Annotated in this window: 17 protein-coding genes; 10 read left to right on the top strand and 7 right to left on the bottom strand. The window is 69.8% G+C overall.

Features of this window, described 5'->3' with window-relative positions:
• The first annotated feature begins 13 nt into the window (after positions 1–13).
• From E7Z54_RS02025 to E7Z54_RS02005, 5 genes are all read left to right on the top strand, one after another.
• Positions 14–1327 carry a hypothetical protein gene (locus tag E7Z54_RS02025; protein WP_136431307.1) on the top strand — a complete coding sequence of 438 codons (1314 nt, stop codon included), beginning with the start codon at positions 14–16 and terminating at the stop codon, positions 1325–1327.
• On the top strand, positions 1324–2508 hold the full coding sequence (locus E7Z54_RS02020) for an AZOBR_p60025 family cell surface glycopolymer formation protein (protein WP_136431305.1): 1185 nt from the start codon (positions 1324–1326) through the stop codon (positions 2506–2508). Before E7Z54_RS02025 ends, E7Z54_RS02020 begins: the two co-directional genes overlap by 4 nt.
• Positions 2509–2604: 96 nt before the next feature.
• On the top strand, positions 2605–2883 hold the full coding sequence (locus tag E7Z54_RS02015; protein ID WP_136431303.1) for an Lrp/AsnC family transcriptional regulator: 279 nt from the start codon (positions 2605–2607) through the stop codon (positions 2881–2883).
• A gap of 2 nt (positions 2884–2885) precedes the next feature.
• Positions 2886–4319, top strand: a complete 1434-nt coding sequence (locus tag E7Z54_RS02010; RefSeq protein ID WP_136431301.1) for a hypothetical protein — start codon at positions 2886–2888, stop codon at positions 4317–4319.
• Between the two features lie 32 nt (positions 4320–4351).
• Complete coding sequence (locus E7Z54_RS02005) at positions 4352–5716, top strand: hypothetical protein (protein WP_136431299.1); 1365 nt, start codon at positions 4352–4354, stop codon at positions 5714–5716.
• A 42-nt stretch (positions 5717–5758) separates the two neighbouring features.
• On the opposite strand, the gene trpD is transcribed toward E7Z54_RS02005, so the two are convergent.
• The 3 genes from trpD to E7Z54_RS01990 are packed head-to-tail and all read right to left on the bottom strand — an operon-like array spanning position 5759 to position 8125.
• Positions 5759–6781 carry an anthranilate phosphoribosyltransferase gene (gene trpD, locus E7Z54_RS02000; RefSeq protein ID WP_136431297.1) on the bottom strand — a complete coding sequence of 341 codons (1023 nt, stop codon included), beginning with the start codon at positions 6779–6781 and terminating at the stop codon, positions 5759–5761.
• A gap of 4 nt (positions 6782–6785) precedes the next feature.
• Positions 6786–7187, bottom strand: coding sequence for a response regulator transcription factor (locus E7Z54_RS01995; protein ID WP_136431295.1), 402 nt, complete (start codon positions 7185–7187; stop codon positions 6786–6788).
• 11 nt (positions 7188–7198) lie between these two features.
• A complete protein-coding gene (locus E7Z54_RS01990; RefSeq protein ID WP_240769470.1) occupies positions 7199–8125 on the bottom strand; it encodes a cytochrome c oxidase assembly protein in 927 nt (308 codons plus the stop codon).
• Between the two features lie 93 nt (positions 8126–8218).
• On the opposite strand from E7Z54_RS01990, the gene ctaE reads away from it, so the two are divergent.
• The 5 genes from ctaE (at position 8219) to E7Z54_RS01965 (ending at position 13432) form a co-directional block, all read left to right on the top strand.
• Complete coding sequence (gene ctaE / locus E7Z54_RS01985; RefSeq protein WP_136431257.1) at positions 8219–8872, top strand: aa3-type cytochrome oxidase subunit III; 654 nt, start codon at positions 8219–8221, stop codon at positions 8870–8872.
• Positions 8873–8939: 67 nt separating this feature from the next.
• Positions 8940–9815: a cytochrome bc1 complex diheme cytochrome c subunit gene (gene qcrC / locus E7Z54_RS01980; protein WP_136431255.1), complete on the top strand. Its 876-nt coding sequence runs from the start codon at positions 8940–8942 to the stop codon at positions 9813–9815.
• Complete coding sequence (qcrA, locus tag E7Z54_RS01975; RefSeq protein WP_136431253.1) at positions 9812–10945, top strand: cytochrome bc1 complex Rieske iron-sulfur subunit; 1134 nt, start codon at positions 9812–9814, stop codon at positions 10943–10945. Before qcrC ends, qcrA begins: the two co-directional genes overlap by 4 nt.
• Positions 10935–12653: a cytochrome bc1 complex cytochrome b subunit gene (qcrB, locus tag E7Z54_RS01970; RefSeq protein ID WP_136431251.1), complete on the top strand. Its 1719-nt coding sequence runs from the start codon at positions 10935–10937 to the stop codon at positions 12651–12653. Before qcrA ends, qcrB begins: the two co-directional genes overlap by 11 nt.
• A gap of 80 nt (positions 12654–12733) precedes the next feature.
• Positions 12734–13432, top strand: a complete 699-nt coding sequence (locus E7Z54_RS01965) for a L,D-transpeptidase family protein (RefSeq protein WP_136431249.1) — start codon at positions 12734–12736, stop codon at positions 13430–13432.
• A 4-nt stretch (positions 13433–13436) separates the two neighbouring features.
• Here E7Z54_RS01965 and E7Z54_RS01960 read toward each other — a convergent pair whose 3' ends face one another.
• From E7Z54_RS01960 to ctaC, 4 genes are all read right to left on the bottom strand, one after another.
• A complete protein-coding gene (locus tag E7Z54_RS01960; RefSeq protein WP_240769469.1) occupies positions 13437–14648 on the bottom strand; it encodes a L,D-transpeptidase in 1212 nt (403 codons plus the stop codon).
• Between the two features lie 81 nt (positions 14649–14729).
• Positions 14730–15146, bottom strand: a complete 417-nt coding sequence (locus tag E7Z54_RS01955; RefSeq protein WP_136431247.1) for a cytochrome c oxidase subunit 4 — start codon at positions 15144–15146, stop codon at positions 14730–14732.
• Entirely contained in the window at positions 15143–16894 is a 1752-nt protein-coding gene (ctaD, locus tag E7Z54_RS01950) for an aa3-type cytochrome oxidase subunit I (protein WP_431188796.1), read from the bottom strand. The genes E7Z54_RS01955 and ctaD overlap by 4 nt, the downstream gene beginning before the upstream one ends.
• Positions 16891–17769 (bottom strand): aa3-type cytochrome oxidase subunit II, encoded by an 879-nt coding sequence (gene ctaC / locus E7Z54_RS01945; RefSeq protein WP_136431245.1) that lies wholly within the window; start codon positions 17767–17769, stop codon positions 16891–16893. Before ctaC ends, ctaD begins: the two co-directional genes overlap by 4 nt.
• Positions 17770–18065 lie beyond the last annotated feature (296 nt).

Here is an 18065-nt window from a genome sequence, read left to right as displayed (position 1 = left end):
CCACAATGCACGGGTGCGGAACCCGATCCCGCCTGGTTGGCGCGTCCCCCTCGGCCTGTTCCTGGTGGTCTTCGTGCTCTTTGCGAGCACGGTTTCCTCCAAGCCGAGCTTCGACGTCTACAGCGCGGACCTCGCGGCGTGGAACCTCGCGCGGACCGGGAACCCGGTGCCGGACCTCGCTGGCTTTCCCCGGCTCGACCAGCATCCCTTGCGTGACGTGTGGGTGGTGCAGACCGCCGACGGCCAGGACGTGATCGGCCGGGCCCCCGGCACCATCGCGGCGGGCGTACCTGCCTACCTGGTGACCCCGGGCGGGCCGTCCGCGGTCCCCGCGGGGGTGATGGCCGCGCTCCTCGTCGCGCTCGCCGTCGTCCTCTTCCAGCGCACCCTGCGCGGCAGCCTCGGCGAGGGCAGGGCGACTCTCGCGGCGCTGCTCTTGGGACTCACGACACCGCTGTGGACCGTCGCCGCAGACGGGATGTGGCCACACACACTCACTGTCCTCGGCATCCTGGGCATGGCCTGGGCCGCCCGCCGCGAGTCATGGTGGCTCCTCGGCGTCTTCGGCGGGGTCGCACTCTGGGGGCGGCTGCACACCGCGGTGATCTGCGCGATCGTCGGCCTGGCCGTGGCGGTCGTACGCCGAAGGCCGGACATCGCCCTACGCGTCGCGGCACCCAGCCTGGCCGCGCTCGGGCTGCTCTCGGTGTGGACCCGGTGGATGTACGGCCGGTGGGACCCGACGTCGGCGTACCGGGTCGACGACTTCACGGGGAACGCGGACGACTACGCCTTCGACGTCGTGAACCACCTCGGGACCTGGATCTCACCGGACCGAGGCATCCTGGTGTGGACCCCTCTCGTCGCGCTGATGGTCCCGGCGCTGGTGCGCTCGTGGCGCACGCTGCCGGACTGGTCCCGAGCGCTGCTGGTGGGAGGACTGGTCTACACGTTCCTCCAGACCACGTTGAACCGGTTCAGCGGTGGTGACGCGTTCTACGGCTACCGGATCGGGATCGAGATGCTGGTGTGTGCGGCGCCGGCACTCGCTCTGTCCATCCCTCGGATGGGACGAGCCGCGAGAGCATGCTGGATGCCGCTGGCGGCCCTCCAGTGGACGTTCGCGCTGACCGGCGCGGTCGTCAACACCGGTCTCTCGGTTCCCGCCGAGGACGTCTGGACCCGCAACGCGTTCGTCTCGGGAATGGCTGCCGAGCCGCGTCTGCTGCTCCTGCTGGCACTTCCCGGGGTCATCGCCTCCGTCCTGTTCTACCGGATCTGGCCGGACCTCAAGCTGGACTCCCGCGGCACCCCTGATGTCCCATGACGGCTGCCGAACTCGCCCCACGTCGCACCTGGCCGGTCGTCGCGGCCGCAGCCGCGATCTACGTGCTGTTCGTCGGGCTGAGGCTCGCCGCGTTCGACGGCGACCCGAGCTCGTTCATGATCGCCGGGGACGGCGTCGCCGACCCAGCCGAGACGCCATCGGAGGTCACTGTCTTCCGCGGCGTCCGGGGGTACGACGGCCAGGCGTACTACCGGCTCTCGCGAGACCCGCTGACGCTCGAGCCGGAGCAGTTCGGGATCACCTTCACCCGTCCGGCGTACTGGCAGACCCGCATCGGGTACCCGGGCGTCGTCTGGCTCGCGTCGGCCGGCGGACAGGCGGCGTTGGTTCCGTGGACCATGCTCCTGGTCAATGTCGTCGCACTGCTGGCCATGACGATGGCGACGGCGACCATCGCCCGGCGAGCGGGACGGAGCTCATGGTGGGGCCTGGTCCCCGTGGCGTGGGGCGGCTACGTGATCGGCATCGGCCAGGACCTGACCGAGCCGCTCGCAGGGGCGCTGCTGGCCGGCGCGGTGCTCGCGGCGAGGCAGCGACGCTGGCGCTGGGCCGCAGTCGCCATGACGGCCGCCGCGCTCACCCGCGAGACCAGCCTCATCCTCGCCTTCGCGGTCCTCGCCAGCCGGGTGGCGATGCCGATCTTCCCGCGGCTGCTGCGACAGGAGGAGCGACCGGTCCCGCCCTGGTGGGTCGGACTCGCGCCCTTCGTCCTGTACGGCGGCTGGCGGATCTTCGTCCGTCGGCGCTGGGCAGACGTCGTGGCCTCGCCCCCCGACGACGGCATCCTCGGCCCTCCGCTGGTCAGCCTGTTCGAGTACCTCGGCTCCGTCGACAGCCAGGACATCGGCAACCTCGCGCTGCTCGTTCCGACAGTCCTCACGATCGGCCTCCTGGCGCCCGCGGTCCTCCGGCGGGACGGGCACGCCCACGAGCGGCTGGCACTTCTCGGGTACCTTGTCGTCCTCGCGTGCCTGCCGGTCTGGGACCGCGGCCAGGCCTACCTGCGATGGTGCTGTGAGCCGGTCCTGCTGGGTTGGGTCCTCAGCCTGGGCCGACCGGTACGGGTGCGAGGGGTCCTGGCCGGGACGGTCGCCCTGGTGTGGCTGCTCAGTGTGATCGCCACCGTGCACTACCCCGGGATTGCGAGATGGCCCGGCTGACGGGCGTGCCCGCTGCCGATGCCTGGCATCCGAGCGTCAGTGGGATCGGGACCGCAGGTCGCACGGTGACGTGATGATTCGCCCTAAGGTGAGCCCATGATCACCGCCATCGTCTTCGTCCAGGCCGAGACCGCGCGGATTCCCGAGGTCGCCGAGGCACTTGCAGCCCTCGAGGGCGTGAGCGAGGTGTACTCGGTGACCGGGCAGATCGACCTGATCGCCCTGGTGCGGGTGCGCAGCCACGAGGACATCGCCGCGGTCGTCGCCGACCGACTCAACAAGGTCGAAGGCGTCGTGGACACCGAGACCCACATCGCCTACCGCGCCTACTCACGGCACGACCTCGAGGCGGCGTTCTCCATCGGGCTCGACTGACGGTGCCCGACGAGTCCGGCGCGCCGCCGCCCGGGCAGCGGTTCCCGCTGCTCGCCCGGGCCTGGCCCGCGACCGTGGGCCTGGCAGTGGCGTGCGTGGGCGCCTCGGTGGCGAAGCAGCCCTTCCGGGCCTTCGACACCTACTTCCACCTGCGCTTCGGCGACGAGTTCCGTGGGAGCTGGTCGATCTCGGACCCCGGGCAGCCGAGCACCGCATCGACCAACGACTGGCTGCCCACGCAGTGGCTGGCCCAGGTCGGGCTCTCCCTCGTGTCCGACAGCCTCGGTACGACCGGACTGGTCATCGTGTTCGCGGCGCTGGTGTCCGCCCTCGCTGCCGGCACCTACCTGCTCGTGCGTAGCTGGGCGAGCCTGCCCGCCGCGACGATCGTCACGCCGATCGTGCTCCTCGCCTGCTTGCCGAGCGTGTCGCTGCGCCCGCAGATGCTGAGCTTCCTGTTCGCCACGGTGGTCGTGGCCTCCTGGGCCGGTGTGCGCCGCAGCCGACGGGTGCCGTGGTGGCTGGTTCCGCTGGGTTGGCTGTGGGCGGTGTGTCACGGCATGTGGATCCTCGGCGTGGCCATGAGCCTGGTCCTCGCCGTCGCCGTCTGTGTCGAGCGCCGCGCAGGCCGGCGGGAGACGCTCCTGATGCTGTCGGTGCCGGCCGGGATGCTCCTCGCGGTCTGTCTGACGCCGGCGGGGCCGCGCCTGATCGCGTCGGTCCTCCTCGTCAACTCCCGCGCCGAGTACTTCCGTGAGTGGGGTCCCCCCGACCTCGCCTCCGCGGTGGGGATCCCGGTGACCCTCCTCCTGTTCACAGCGGTGCTGCTCACGGCTCGTCGCGGCCACCTCGCTTCCGTCGACGTGGCGCTGCTCGGGCTCGGCACGGTGTTCAGCCTGTACTCGCTGCGGACCCTTCCCCTCGCGGCGGTGGTGCTCGCACCTCTGGTGGGCTCGGAGCTCAGCCGGTTGCGGGCGCAGCGGACCGTCCGTCGGACCGCCCTCGGCCGGCCCGAGCTGACTGTGGTCGCCGGGTTGAGCACCCTTCTCGTCATCCTGGCGCCCTTGCTGCCGGACTCTGGACGCGACGAGGCCGCCGAGCAGCTCGCAGCCTTCGACGCAAGGCTGGAGGCGTTGCGACCCGGCGAAGTGGTGCTCACCGACCGGGTGAGCGGCGCGGTCCTCCTCTGGACCCATCCGGAGCTCGACGTACCCATTCACGGGTACGGCGACGTCTACACGGACGACGAGCTCGAGTCCTACCGGGTGCTGGTGAAGGTCGCTCCGGGTTGGGAACGGACCTTGTCGGACCTGCGACCTTCTGCTGCCGTGATGCCTGACGACCTGCCCCTGACCCACGCGCTGCTGCAACAGGGCTGGTCGGTGACGCAGCAGGAGCAGGAGCTGCTGTATCTCTCACCCCCCGAGACCGCATGATGACCCGACAGCTTCGTACGATCGCGCCCGCCGTGGCCCTGCTCGCGCTGCTGGTCAACGCCGTCCGGACAGCAGCAGCACCGCTGACGAACTCAGACACCTACTTCCACCTCCGCCTCGGAGAGGAGTTCCTGAGCGGATGGCGACCATGGGCCCCCGGCCACCCCAGCGAGTCCTCATCCGCGCACTGGGTCCCCACCCAGTGGCTCAGCGAGGTCGGCCTCGCGCTGGTCGAGCGCGCGGGCGGCCTGCCCGCACTCGCGCTCCTGTACGGCGTCCTGCTCGTCGTCGCGGTCCTGGTCTGGTACTGGAGCGCGCGTCGCGGCGCCGACCCCCTCGCTGCTGTCCTCGTGACGGCGCTCGCCGTGGTGGCGACCGGCCCGGCGCTCTCGCTCCGCCCGCAGCCGCTGAGCATCGTGCTCGCGACAGTCACCGTCGCGTGGTGGAACCGCGCCCGGTCCACGGGGCGGGTGCCGTGGGGCCTGATGGCGCTCGGCTGGGTGTGGGCGATGACGCACGGCATGTGGGTCCTGGGCGTCGGGGCGAGCGTCGTGCTGTGCGCCGGCGCGGTGGCCGAGGGTCGCCTCGGCAGGCGGGCGCTCCTCGTTCCTGCGGGCATGCTCGCGGCTGCCGCGATCACCCCGGCGGGTCCCCGGCTCTTACTGGCGGTCGTGGAGGTCAACGCGCGCGCCGAGTACTTCGGGGAGTGGGGACCCCCTCGCCTCACCGAGCCCGACGGCCTCGCGGCACTGGCGCTGCTCGCGGCCTGCGTACTGCCGATGCTGGGACGACGGCCGGGCGCCACCTACGAGCTAGCGGTGGTACTGGTGGGGATGACCTTCATCGTGTACTCCGCACGCACGGTTCCCATGGCCGCGGCGGTGCTCGTGCCGCTCGCGGCGGAGCGGCTGCAGGACCAGATCGGCGCCCGGTCGCGGGTCGGCCGGACCGAACGGTGGCTGCTGATGGCCGGCACCGCGGCCGGGGTGATCTGTGTGGCGCTCCTCGCGCCGGCGCGGGCCGATGTGGCACCCGCCGCCGTGACCGCGTTCGACGAGCGCCTGGATGCCCTCCCGACTGGTGCGACGGTCCTCACCGACTCCGACGTCGGTGGATTCCTCCTCTGGGCGCGTCCCGACCTCGAGGTGCCGGTGCACGGGTACGGCGACGTGTACACCGACAGCGAGCTTGAGCGCCTCGACGATCTGTTCCGGCTCGCGCCCGACTGGGGGGACCAGGTCCGAAAACTCCATCCCGACGCCGCGCTGCTACCGGAGGACGCTCCTCTGCGGGCAGCGCTGGAGGAACGGGGCTGGACCGAGAGCGCCCGGGCCGAGGGTCGGGTCTACCTGATCGCCCCGCAGACCTGGACCGACCGACCTCGGGCCACAGGCTGACCGGGAGCGCCGGCGGATGGCTGTGGTCCGTCCCGGGAGAACTCAGGACGTCGCGGCAGCGACCCAGCGGTCGAGCGCCGACTGAGCGGCGCCGGAGTCGATCGCCTCCGCCGCCCGAGCGATGCCGGCTGCCAGCGCGTCGCTGACCGGCTCGCCCGGGGCGTCGTACACGGCGAGCGCGGCGCCGGCGTTGAGGAGTACGGCGTCCCGCACCGGCCCGGTCTCCCCGGCGAGCAGACGGCGGACGACCTGGGCGTTGTGGTGGGCGTCGCCCCCGCGAAGGTCCTCCGCCGTCGCGGCCGCGAGACCGAACTCCAGCGGATCGACGGTGGACGTCGTGACCTCGCCCTCGTGCACCACCCAGAGCCGGGACGTGGTGGTCGTGGTCAGCTCGTCGAGCCCGTCGTCGCCCCGGAACACCCACGCGTCGACGCCGCGGCGCGCGAACACGCCGGCCATCACGGGCGCGAGCCTGGGATCGGCGCAGCCGATCGCCTGGGCGGTCGGCCTCGTCGGGTTCGACAGCGGGCCGAGGATGTTGAACGTCGTGGCGATGCCGAGCTCCTTGCGAGGCACGGCGGCATGGCGCATCGCGGGATGGAAGGCGGCGGCGAAGCAGAACGTGATCCCGGCCTCGATCGCCACCTCCGCCACGCGCTCCGCGGGGAGGTCCAGGCGGACCCCGAGCGCCTCGAGCACGTCGGCGGTCCCCGCCTTCGAGGACGCCGAGCGGTTGCCGTGCTTCACGACGCGCGCGCCGGCGCCGGCGGCCACGATCGCCGACATCGTCGAGATGTTGACCGAGAACGAGCGGTCGCCGCCGGTGCCCACGACGTCGAGCAGCCGGCCCGGGACCGAGATCGGCGTGGCGACGGCATACATGGCCTCGACCAGGCCGACGACCTCTTCGATCGTCTCCCCCTTGGCGCGCAGCGCCACGGCGAAGCCCGCGATCTGCACGTCGGTGGCGGCCCCACCCAGGATCTCGCCCATCGCCCAGCTCGCCTGTGCAGGGGTCAGGTCCTCCCCGGCGACCAGCGCGCCGAGGACCTCAGGCCAGCTCACCGGCTCAGGCGGGGACGCGGGCGCGGAGGAGCGAGACCACGGCCTCCGCGAGCTGGATCGGGTCGATCGGGTGCGGCACCGCGGCCTCGGCCCGGGACCAGGTGGCGAGCCAGGCGTCCTGCGGACGACCGGTCAGCACCAGGAGCGGTGGGCAGTCGCGGATCTCGTCCTTGAGCTGCTTGGCGATCCCCATGCCCCCTGCGGGGACGGCCTCGCCGTCGAGGATGGCGAGGGCGATTTGGCCCGCGTCCATGTTCTGGATCACCACCGGCTCGGTCGCGACCTCGACGTACTCCAGCTCCGGCAGGTCGGGGTGCGGACGCCGGCCCAGCGCCAGGATGACCTGCTCGCGGGTGTGCACGTCGTCGCTGTAGACAAGCACCTTCAGGGTCTTCGAAGAGGTCACGAGCCGCGATGTTACTCCTGAGCGGCGCGGGCGCGAGCCTCCTCCCGGTCGAGCCGCCGATCCTCGCGCTCGGCCTCCTTCGTCGAGGCTCGCACCCACTGCACGAAGAGCACGACGAAGAAGACCAGTCCGACCAGGTCACCGGCTCCCCAGAGGATCCCGCCGGCGAGCTCCTGGTCGGCGCGGGGATCGGGCAGCCACGCGCCCATCGGCCCGTCGTGGAGCGAGGGGTAGTGATCGCCTCCCAACAGCGCGGTCTGCCCCATGATCGTGACGCCCAGGAAGGCGTGGAACGGGAGCGTCATCACCGTCAGCAGCACTCGGAACGGATGGCTGACGCGTCCGGGCAGCGGGTCCACACCCACGATCGGCCAGAAGAACAGCGCGCCCACCGCCACGAGGTGGACGTGCATCATCTCGTGGACGTAGGTCGAGCTCAGCGACGCGTCGTACCAGCCGGTGAAGTAGAGCGCCCACGGGGAGACCACATACAGGCCGAAGGCGAGCGGCGGGAAGCCGAGCACCTTCGCCACGCGCGAGTGGAGCACGGCGAGCAGCCAGCCCCGTGGCCTGCGTGGGAGCGTGCGCAGGGCCAGCGTGACCGGCGCGCCGAGCGCGAGGGAGAGCGGCACGATCATCGACAGCACCATGTGCTGCACCATGTGCACGCTCAGCAGGACCGTGTCGTAGGCAGCGAGCCCGGAGGACGTGGCGAGGTAGAACGCCAGCATGCCGACGCCCCACGCGATCGATCGGCCGACCGGCCAACGGTCGCCCCGCCGGTGCAGCGCGAGCACGCCCAGGACGTACAGCCCGGTCCCCCAGACGGTCGCAACGAGCGGGACGGGCGCCAGCGACCACTCCGACAGCAGGGCGCTCGCCCCGAACTCAGGGAGCGGTTCGACGGCTGCCGCCGCCACGGTCACCACGAGTCCCACGGGCACCTCCTCAGCTGCTCTGAGCGTAGGTGCCGCAGGGCGCTGGACCAGAACCAGGGGGTCGAGATGCCGATGCCGGACCCAACAGCCATAATGACATCCGTGGCGACCACAGCAACGGCATCAATTCCGGCCTCGCGCCTGCACGGCCAGCACGACCGACCCAGCATGGTCGCCGTCGGCACCATCATCTGGCTGTCCAGCGAGCTCATGTTCTTCGCGGCGCTCTTCGCGTCGTACTTCACGATCCGCTCGGTGGCGCCCGAGATGTGGGCCGAGAACACGGCCCTGCTCAACGTGCCGTTCGCGGCCATCAACACCACGATCCTGGTGCTGTCGTCGTTCACCTGCCAGCTGGGCGTGTTCGCCGCGGAGCGCGGTCAGGTCGGCCGCGCGGCCGGGCTCCTCAACGTCGCCAAGTGGGGCCTGCGCGAGTGGTTCATCCTCACCTACGTCATGGGCGCCATCTTCATCGGCGGCCAGGCGCTGGAGTACGCCGAGCTGATTCACGAAGGCGTCACCATCCCGAACGACGGCTACGGCACGATGTTCTACCTGACCACCGGCTTCCACGGCATCCACGTGACCGGCGGCCTGATCGCCTTCCTCTTCGTGCTCGGGCGCACCTACATCGCGAAGCGGTTCACGCACGAGCAGGCGGTGAGCGCGATCGTCGTGTCCTACTACTGGCACTTCGTCGACGTGGTGTGGATCGGCCTGTTCGCGACGATCTACCTCGTCAAGTGACCGCCGGACACCGTATGAGTAGCCCTGGATCCCTTCCCGCCCCGACCCGGACTCGCAAGGACTGAACGTGCGCCTTCTGAACCGCTCCGCCGGTCGCCTCTCACGGCACCGTCGCGGCCCGCTCGCCGGCCTCATGCTGCTGGTGTGCGGCCTGCTGCTCACCGGTGGCCTGTACGCCGCGCTCGCGCCGGCCCAGGCCGACACCGACCAGAGCCAGGAGGAGCTGATCAAGGAGGGCCGTGAGCTCTTCCTGGTCGGCTGCGCCTTCTGCCACGGCCAGAACGGCGAGGGCGTCCTCACCCAGAGCGGCACGCAGTACGGCCCCGCTCTGACCGACGTGGGCGCGGCTGCCGTGGACTTCCAGGTCGGCACCGGCCGCATGCCCATGGCCCAGCCGGGCGTGCAGGCCCCACGCAAGGAGGTCGTGTACTCCGAGGAGGAGTCCGACGCGCTGGAGGCGTTCGTCGGCTCCCTCGGCACCGGTCCGGCGGTCCCCGACGAGGAGCTCTACTCGACCGACGACCTGAGCGAGAGCGAGTACAAGGAGCTCGTCACCCGCGGCAGCCAGATCTTCCTCGCCAACTGCACCGCCTGCCACAACTTCGAGGGCTCCGGCGGAGCCATGCCGCGAGGCGGCTACGCCCCGAAGATCCGCGGCGTGGACCCGAAGTACGTCTACGAGGCGATGCTGACCGGCCCGCAGTCGATGGACACGTTCTCCGACGGCAACATCCCGCCGGAGGACAAGAAGGCCGTCATCGCCTACCTCGAGACCCTGGACGACTCCCCCAGCTACGGCGGTTTCACGCTGGGCGGCCTCGGACCGGTGAGCGAGGGCATCACCGCGTGGCTCGTGGGCATCGGCGCCCTGGTCGGCTTCGCCGTCTGGATCGCAGCCCACACCACCCGCTCCAGCGAGAAGAAGGACGAGGCGGAAGCGTGAGCGACGCACCCGACACCCACTCCGGCGACCACGGCGGCGAGCTGGCACTGCCCGAGCCGATCGCCGACCCGGGCCTGCCCGCCCACACCTGGCGGCCCACCGATGTCGACCCGGCCAAGGAGAAGCGCGCGGAGCGACAGGTGGCGGGCCTCTTCGCCCTCTCCGCGCTCAGCACGATCGCCTTCGTCGTCGCCTACTTCACCCTCGACGTCGGCGACAACTGGCACGTCGTCGCCGGCTTCGGCGCCTCGACCATGGCGCTCGGCCTGACCCTGGGCCTCGCGCTCCTGTTCATCGGCGTCGGCATCATCCACTGGGCGCGCAAGCTCATGGCCGACCACGAGATCATCGAGATGCGCCACCCGGCCCGGTCGACCGACGAGGACCGCGAGGCAGCCGTGGACGCCCTCAACACCGGCCTCGCCGAGTCCGGCATCGGGCGGCGGCCGCTGATCCGCAACTCCCTGCTCGGCGCGGTCGGCCTGCTCGGCGTGCCCACCGTCGTGATGCTGCGGGACCTGGGTCCGCTGCCGGGCGACAAGCTGTACCACACGATCTGGGGACGCGGCGGCGAGACGATCACCCGGGACGGGCAGCAGGTGACGCTCCCCAAGATGCGGATCTCCCGCGACGCGATCGGCACCCCGATCCTCGCCTCCGACCTCGAGATCGGTGACCTGGTCAACGCCCAGCCCGAGGTGCTCTACAACCCCGAGCGCTACGAGGTGGACCCCACCGAGGTGGAGGGCGTCCACCTCCAGGTCCACAAGTCCAAGGCGTCGCTGATCCTGCTCCGCATGGACCCTCGCGACATCAAGCCCGGCAAGGCCAAGGACGGCAGCAGCCGGGAGAACTGGAGCGTGGACGGCATCGTCGCGTACTCCAAGATCTGCACCCACGTCGGCTGCCCGATCTCGCTGAACGAGCGGACGACCCACCACCTGCTGTGCCCGTGCCACCAGTCCACCTTCGACCTGGCCGACTCCGGCAAGGTCGTGTTCGGCCCCGCAGGCCGGCCTCTTCCCCAGCTGCCGCTGGAGGTCGACGAGGAGGGCTACCTTGTCGCGCAGAGCGACTTCGACGAGCCGGTCGGCCCGAGCTTCTGGGAGCGTGACTATTATGAGCGTTGATGTGAGCAAGGTGGCGACGACCAACGGTTCCGAGCCCGCGACGCCCACGAAGGGCGCCCAGCGAGCTGGGACGATCGCGACCTGGGCGGACGAGCGCCTCGGCCTCGGCACCGCCATGAAGAAGAACATCCGCAAGGTGTTCCCGGACCACTGGTCCTTCATGCTGGGCGAGATCGCCCTGTGGAGCTTCGTCGTCCTGCTGCTGACCGGCGTGTTCCTCACGCTCTGGTTCGACCCGAGCATGACCGAGGTCCAGTACGACGGCTCCTACGACCCGCTGCGCGGCGTCCACATGTCCTCGGCGATGGCCTCCACCCTGGAGATCTCCTTCGACGTCCGCGGTGGACTGCTCATGCGGCAGATGCACCACTGGGCGGCGATGATCTTCATCGCGGCGATGATGATCCACCTGCTGCGGGTGTACTTCACCGGCGCCTTCCGCAAGCCGCGCGAGCTCAACTGGGTCATCGGCTGCCTGCTGCTGCTCCTGGGCACCATCGAGGGCTTCACCGGCTACTCCCTCCCCGACGACCTCCTGTCGGGCACGGGCGTCCGGGCCGCGGACGGCTTCATGAAGGCCTCGCCGGTGATCGGCACCTACATGTCGTTCTTCCTGTTCGGCGGGGAGTTCCCGGGTGACACGATCATCCCGCGGTTCTACGCCATGCACATCCTGCTGATCCCGGGCCTGCTGCTCGCCCTGATCGCGGCCCACATGCTGCTGCTCGTCTACCACAAGCACACGCAGTGGCCCGGTCCCGGCCGCACCGAGCAGAACGTCGTCGGCTACCCGATGCTCCCCGTGTACGCGGCCAAGGCCGGCGGGTTCTTCTTCATCGTGTTCGGCATGATCGCCCTGATGGGTGGCCTGTTCTCGATGAACCCGGTCTGGAAGTACGGCCCGTACGACCCGTCGAAGGTGACGGCGGGGTCCCAGCCCGACTGGTACATGGGCTGGCCCGATGGCCTGCTCCGCATCATTCCGGCGTGGGAGACGCACATCTGGGGCGTCACGCTCTCGTGGAACGTCATGATCCCGATCCTGGTCATGCCGCCGCTGATGCTCATGGTGCTGATCGCGCTGCCGTTCCTCGAGTCGTGGATCACCGGCGACAAGCGTGAGCACCACCTGCTTCAGCGACCGCGCAACGCTCCGACGCGGACGGCGATCATGGTCGCCCTGATGACCTTCTACGGCCTCTCCTGGGCCGCAGGCGGCAACGACATCATCGCGATCAAGATGCACCTCAGCATCAACCAGATCACCTACTTCCTGCGGGCAGCGGTGTTCATCGGTCCCGTGATCGCCTTCATCATCACGCGCCGCTGGTGCATCTCCCTCCAGCGGCACGACGCGGAGAAGCTGCTCCACGGCTACGAGTCCGGTGTGCTGGTCCGCTCCCCCGAGGGCGGCTACGCCGAGAAGCACCTGCCGCTTCCGCTCGAGAAGGCCTACACACTCACCGCGCGTGACCACGACCCGGAGCCGGAGAAGGTCGAGCAGATCGAGGCCTCCGGTCTCGAGGGTCGCAAGCTCCGGGTGCGCAGGCTGCGGGCGAGGCTGCAGGCGCTGTTCTTCGCCGACAACGTGCAGAAGCCGACCGTGGAGGAGCTCCACGAGGCACAGCACCACGCCGAGCACGAGCTGCACGAGTTGGAGTCGCAGATCGCTGCCGGCCCGAACAGGCACGGCCCGGCTGACCACTGAGGTCCACAGGCCGAGCGGCGGGCGCCGTCCACCTCGCATGCGAGGATGGGCGGCGCCCGTTGGTTTTCAGGAGGTCCTCGGTGCGACGTCTGCTTCTGCTGCCGCCGGTCCTGGCCGCTCTCGCGATGCTGGCCCCGGCCCTCCCGGCCGTGGCCGTCGCCGACGCGACCGTTGTGAAGGCCCAGCGTCGCCTCAACGCGCTGCGGTGCGATGCCGGACCTGCCGACGGCCGGGTCGGCGCGCACACCCGCACCGCGACCGTCCGCTTCCAGTCGCGTCACCGCCTCGACCAGACCGGCAACCTCAACTCCGCGACCCGGCGCCTGCTCCACTCCACACGGGCCAAGCGCTGCGACTTCCGGCCGGTCCCGGCGCGCTCGGGCTCGGGCCGCCGGATCGTCGTCAGCCAGCGCCAGAACTGGGTCTGGCTGGTGGGCACCGGTGGCCGGGTGCTCGCCGAGGGCGGGATCGTGGACAATCCGAGAGTGCTCCGGAAGGGCAGCTGGGCCACCGGCTCCTACTGCGGCCGACCCGCCCGGGTGCGTCTCAACCAGAGCGGCAACGTGTGGATGGACGACTTCGTCCGGTTCGCCCCGTGCGGCATCGGCTTCCATCGGATCCCACGGAGCAAGTCGACGGGTCGCCAGATCCACGCCGACTGGTACCTCGGCACCAACCTGGCCGGCCCCTCGCACGGGTGCGTACGCCTGAGTCGCAGTCTCGCGGCCCGTCTGTGGGACTTCACCGCGGGGCGTCGTACGACGGTCCGGGTGGTGTGACTCCCTAGAGTGCGGATCCCTCGGTGTAGTCGGACCAGGCGAGGTTCCACTCGCCGTAGCCGTTGTCGGGCTCCATCGCCCGGTCGGTGCCGACGTACTCGACCACGTCGCCCCTGCGGGTCATCGAGTAGAGCCAGGCGGCGTTCTCGGTGCTCATGCCGGTGCAGCCATGGGAGACGTTGGCGCGACCCTGCGAGCCCACCGACCACGGTGCAGCGTGGATGAACTCACCGGAGGAGGTGAGCCGCATCGCCCACTTCACGTTGTCGATGTCGTAGGCCTCGGCCGAGCCGCGCGGGATGCCGACGGTCTCGGAGTTCATCCGCTTCTGTGCGAACTTCTCCATGACCACCTTGACGCCGGAGCGGGTGGTGAAACCGGGCTTGCCGGTGGTGATCGGCAGGGTCCGGAGGAGCTCGCCGTTCGAGAAGACCTTCATCTGGTAGGTCCGCGCGTCGACCTTGTAGACGTGCGCGTCGCCGACGGAGAAGTCGATCTCACGGTCCTCCTGGCCGTAGATCCCGCCGCCGGCAGGTACGCCGTTCACGTCGACGTCCACGCTGACCGTCGTACCGGCCTTCCAGTAGCGCTTCGGCCGCCAGTGCGCCTCCCTGTCGGTCACCCAGCGCCAGGACCCGGCCTGCTGCGGGGACGACGTCACCGTCATGTTCCGCTCGAACGCAGCCTTGTTGATCACCGGGAGGTCGAAGCTGACCACCACAGGCATGCCGACGCCGACGGTCTCGCCGTCCAGCGGCGCCACCGACGGGTAGGTCTGCTGGTCGAGGCTCAGGGCCTGGGTGGTGAAGGCGGAGACGCTCTCGATCCGCTCGCCCTCGGCGCTCTCGGCGACCGCACGCACCCGGTAGCGGACGCCGGGCTCGAGCCGGTCACCGGCAACCCATCGGGCGCCGCCCTTGCCGATCGTGCCGTCGAGCCTCTCCCCACCGCCCCGCACGGCCACCTTCCGCAGCGTGCCGTTGACGGCGCGCACCCGGAGCACCGTGTCGACGGGGATACCCGTCGCGCCCGCAGCGACGTTGGTGCGCACACGCGTCTCCGCCGCCGCGACGCCGGTGGTCTCCGCGGTCGGGTCGTCCGACCCGCCCGGCACCAGGCCGGATCCCTCGCAGCCGGTCAGGCCGGCCGCGAGGACGGAGAGCATGGTGAACCCGCCGAGGAGGCGCGAGGATCGGGTCGAGAGGCGGTTCAGCACCGGTGCAGCGTACCTGCCCTCGGTCGCGAATCTGGACTCGACGCCACCGCGGTCAGTGTGCGTGCCGGGCGGCGCTGAACGTCAGTGGGCGTACTCGCCGCGGTAGTACTCGAAGATCCAGCCCGAGAGGGCGACGGAACCGAGGACGAATCCGATGATGACCAGCCACCAGGCGCTGACGGCCAGCGCGAACACGATCACGGTCAGCGTCAGCGCGCACCACAGGGGCCACCAGGAGTACGGCGGGAAGAACCCGAGCTCGCCGGCGCCGTCGGCGATCTCGGCGTCCTTGAGGTCCTCCGGGCGGGGGTCCATCCGCCTGGCGTGGAAGCCCAGGTAGAGGGTGACCATCGCGCACAGCAGCGTGGTCATCACCAGCGCCGACGTGCCGGTCCAATCGGCGCCGGAGTCGCCCGCGTCGGTGATGAACCAGTAGGCGGGGCTGACCAGGAGCAGGAAGACCGTCGTCAGACCGAAGATCCAGGCCTCGATCTTCATCGGTTGTCACCGTCCTTGTCGTCCATCTGCTCGGCGAGGTGCTCGGCACGCCCGGCGGTCTCAGGTGCGTCGGCAGCCGAGCCGTCCAGCTCTGCTGGGTTCTCGTACATCTCGATCGCGGCGATCTCCGGGTGGTGCAGGTCGAACGCCGGCGACTCGGAGCGGATGCGCGGGATGGTGTGGAAGTTGTGCCGTGGCGGCGGGCAGCTCGTGGCCCACTCCAGCGACCGGCCCCAGCCCCACGGGTCGTCGGTGTTCACCAACGGGCTCTTGCGGGACACATAGACGTTGTAGAAGAACGGCAGCATCGACGAGGCGAGCACGAAGGCACCGATGGTCGACACCTGGTTCATGAACTCCCAGTTGTCGCCGGGCAGGTAGTCGGCGTACCGCCGCGGCATGCCCTCGACGCCGAGCCAGTGCTGGATGAGGAAGGTCGTGTGGAAACCGACGAACAGCAGCCAGAAGTGGATCTTCCCCAGGCGCTCGTCGAGCATCCGGCCGGTGAGCTTGGGCCACCAGAAGTAGAAGCCGGCGAACATCGCGAACACGACCGTGCCGAACACCGTGTAGTGGAAGTGCGCCACGACGAAGTACGAGTCGGACACGTGGAAGTCGAGCGGCGGGCTGGCCAGGATGATCCCCGTGAGGCCACCGAAGAGGAAGGTGGTGAGGAAGCCGATCGACCAGAGCATGGGCGTGTCCAGGCGCACGGACCCACCCCACATCGTGCCGATCCAGTTGAAGAACTTCACGCCGGTCGGCACGGCGATCAGGAAGGTCATGCCGGCGAAGAACGGCAGGTTCACCGAACCGGTGACGAACATGTGGTGCGCCCACACCGCCACCGAGAGGATCGCGATGCCCAGGGTCGCGCCGACCAGGCCGATGTAGCCGAAGATCGGCTTGCGGCTGAAGACCGGCAGGATCTCGGTGATGATGCCGAAGAACGGCAGCGCGATGATGTAGACCTCGGGGTGCCCGAAGAACCAGAACAGGTGCTGCCACAGGATCGGGCCACCGGTCGAGGAGTCGAAGACGTGGGCGCCGAGCTGGCGGTCGGCCTCGAGCGAGAGGAGCGCGCCGGCCAGGATCGGGAACGCGATCAGGACGAGGATCGACGTGACCAGCACGTTCCAGGTGAACAGCGGCATCCGGAACATGGTCATGCCGGGCGCGCGCATGCAGATGATCGTGGTGAGGAAGTTGACCGCACCCAGGATCGTGCCCAGACCCGCCATCCACAGGCCCATGATCCACATGTCGCCGCCGACGCCGGGGCTGTTCACCGAGTCCGACAGCGGCGTGTAGGCGAACCAGCCGAACGACGCGGCGCCGTCAGGGGTGAGGAACCCGGCACCCGCGATCAGGCCACCGAACAGGTACAGCCAGTAGCTGAACATGTTCAGCCGCGGGAAGGCGACGTCAGGCGCGCCGATCTGGAGCGGCATGATCGCGTTGCCGAAGGCGAAGAACAGCGGCGTTGCGAACAGCAGCAGCATGATCGTGCCGTGCATCGTGAAGAGCTGGTTGTAGAGCTCCTCGTTCACGACCTGGCTGCCCGGGTAGGCGAGCTCGGACCGGATCAGGAGAGCCATGATGCCGCCGGCCATGAACCAGGCCATGGCGGTGATGAAGTACAGGTTGCCGATCAGCTTGTGATCGGTCGTGGTCATCGCGCGGACGAGCAGCTTGCCGTACGGCTTGCGCTCGGGGACCTCCGCGGAGCGGGCGACGGTCGCGGTCACTCGTGCTCTCCCTCGTCCTTGTTGATGAGCTCGGTGGAGTACCGGCCGCCGACGATCGGCTCCTCGGAGACGTGGTTCGGGTCCTGCGCGAGGTCGGCCAGGTAGGCCTCGTACTCGGACTCGGTGACGACCTCGACGTTGAACAGCATCCGGGAGTGGTAGGCGCCACAGAGCTCGTAGCACTTGCCGTCGTAGGTACCGGTCTCGGTCGGCGTCACCTGGTAGGCGTTGTCGTTGCCCGGGATGACGTCCATCCGCATCGCGAACGACGGGACGCCGAAGTTGTGGATCACGTCGGGGCTGTAGAGCTGGAACTCGACGGTCTTGTCGACCGGGATGACCAGGGTCGGGATGTCCTCACCGGTGCCGGAGACGAAGACGTTGGTCCCCCCAGGTGCGTCCACCGAGTCGGGGTAGTTGAAGGTCCACGACCACTTCTGGCCGACGACCTTGACCACCACGTCAGGCTCGGGATCCATCTCGAGGGCGATGTTCTGCACCCGAACGGTCTGGGAGAAGAACGCGACCACCATGACGACCGGGAAGATCGTGTAGAAGATCTCGATCGGCAGGTTGTAGCGGGTCTGGATCGGGACCTCGTCGTCGCTGCGCCGGCGGAACCACAGCGGAACCCCGATGATCAGCGCCCAGACGATCACGCCGGTGACCAGCGCGGCTACCCAGGCGCCCTGCCACAGGAGAAGGATGTGCTCGCCCTGCTCGGACTTGATCTCCGGCATGCCGAACCGCTCCACCTGGGTGTCGGTGGAGCATCCGGTGAGCGCGAGCGCGAGTACGACGAAACCGGCGAGCGGGATCGCGCGGCGGAATCGCCGCTGCGGTCCCCGCGAGCGCTCGGGGTGCCACCAGCCCACGAACGAGCCTTCCTCTCGAGGGTCAGAACAATTGCGAACACTAGCGGAGGGCGAGCCCCGGTTCGGCGCCGGGTGGGTGGTTTCGGACCACTGTGATCCCGCCACCACCGGCCACTATCGTCACAACGTGAGCAGCACGCCTGAGGTGTACCTGGACGCCGCTTCCTCGGAGCGACTGCACCCCGCCGCGCGCGACACCCTGCTCGCCGCCCTGGAGCGGGGGTACGGCGACCCGCGCCGGCTCCACCGCGCCGGCCGCGACGCGCGACTGCTCCTCGACAACGCCCGTGCGGCGG

This window comes from Nocardioides sp. (genome assembly GCF_004803405.1).
GTDB classification, from domain to species: Bacteria; Actinomycetota; Actinomycetes; order Propionibacteriales; family Nocardioidaceae; genus Nocardioides; species Nocardioides vastitatis.
Note: the sequence above shows the minus strand (reverse complement) of the source record. Positions and strands in the feature narration are given on the sequence as shown.

Bases quoted from the DNA above. Each gene is read 5' to 3' on its own strand.
- E7Z54_RS02015 (WP_136431303.1), top strand. From the start codon at position 2,605: ATGATCACCGCCATCGTCTTCGTCCAGGCCGAGACCGCGCGGATTCCC.
- ctaE (WP_136431257.1), top strand. From the start codon at position 8,219: ATGACATCCGTGGCGACCACAGCAACGGCATCAATTCCGGCCTCGCGC.
- qcrB (WP_136431251.1), top strand. From the start codon at position 10,935: ATGAGCGTTGATGTGAGCAAGGTGGCGACGACCAACGGTTCCGAGCCC.
- E7Z54_RS01955 (WP_136431247.1), bottom strand. From the start codon at position 15,146: ATGAAGATCGAGGCCTGGATCTTCGGTCTGACGACGGTCTTCCTGCTC.
- E7Z54_RS02020 (WP_136431305.1), top strand. From the start codon at position 1,324: ATGACGGCTGCCGAACTCGCCCCACGTCGCACCTGGCCGGTCGTCGCG.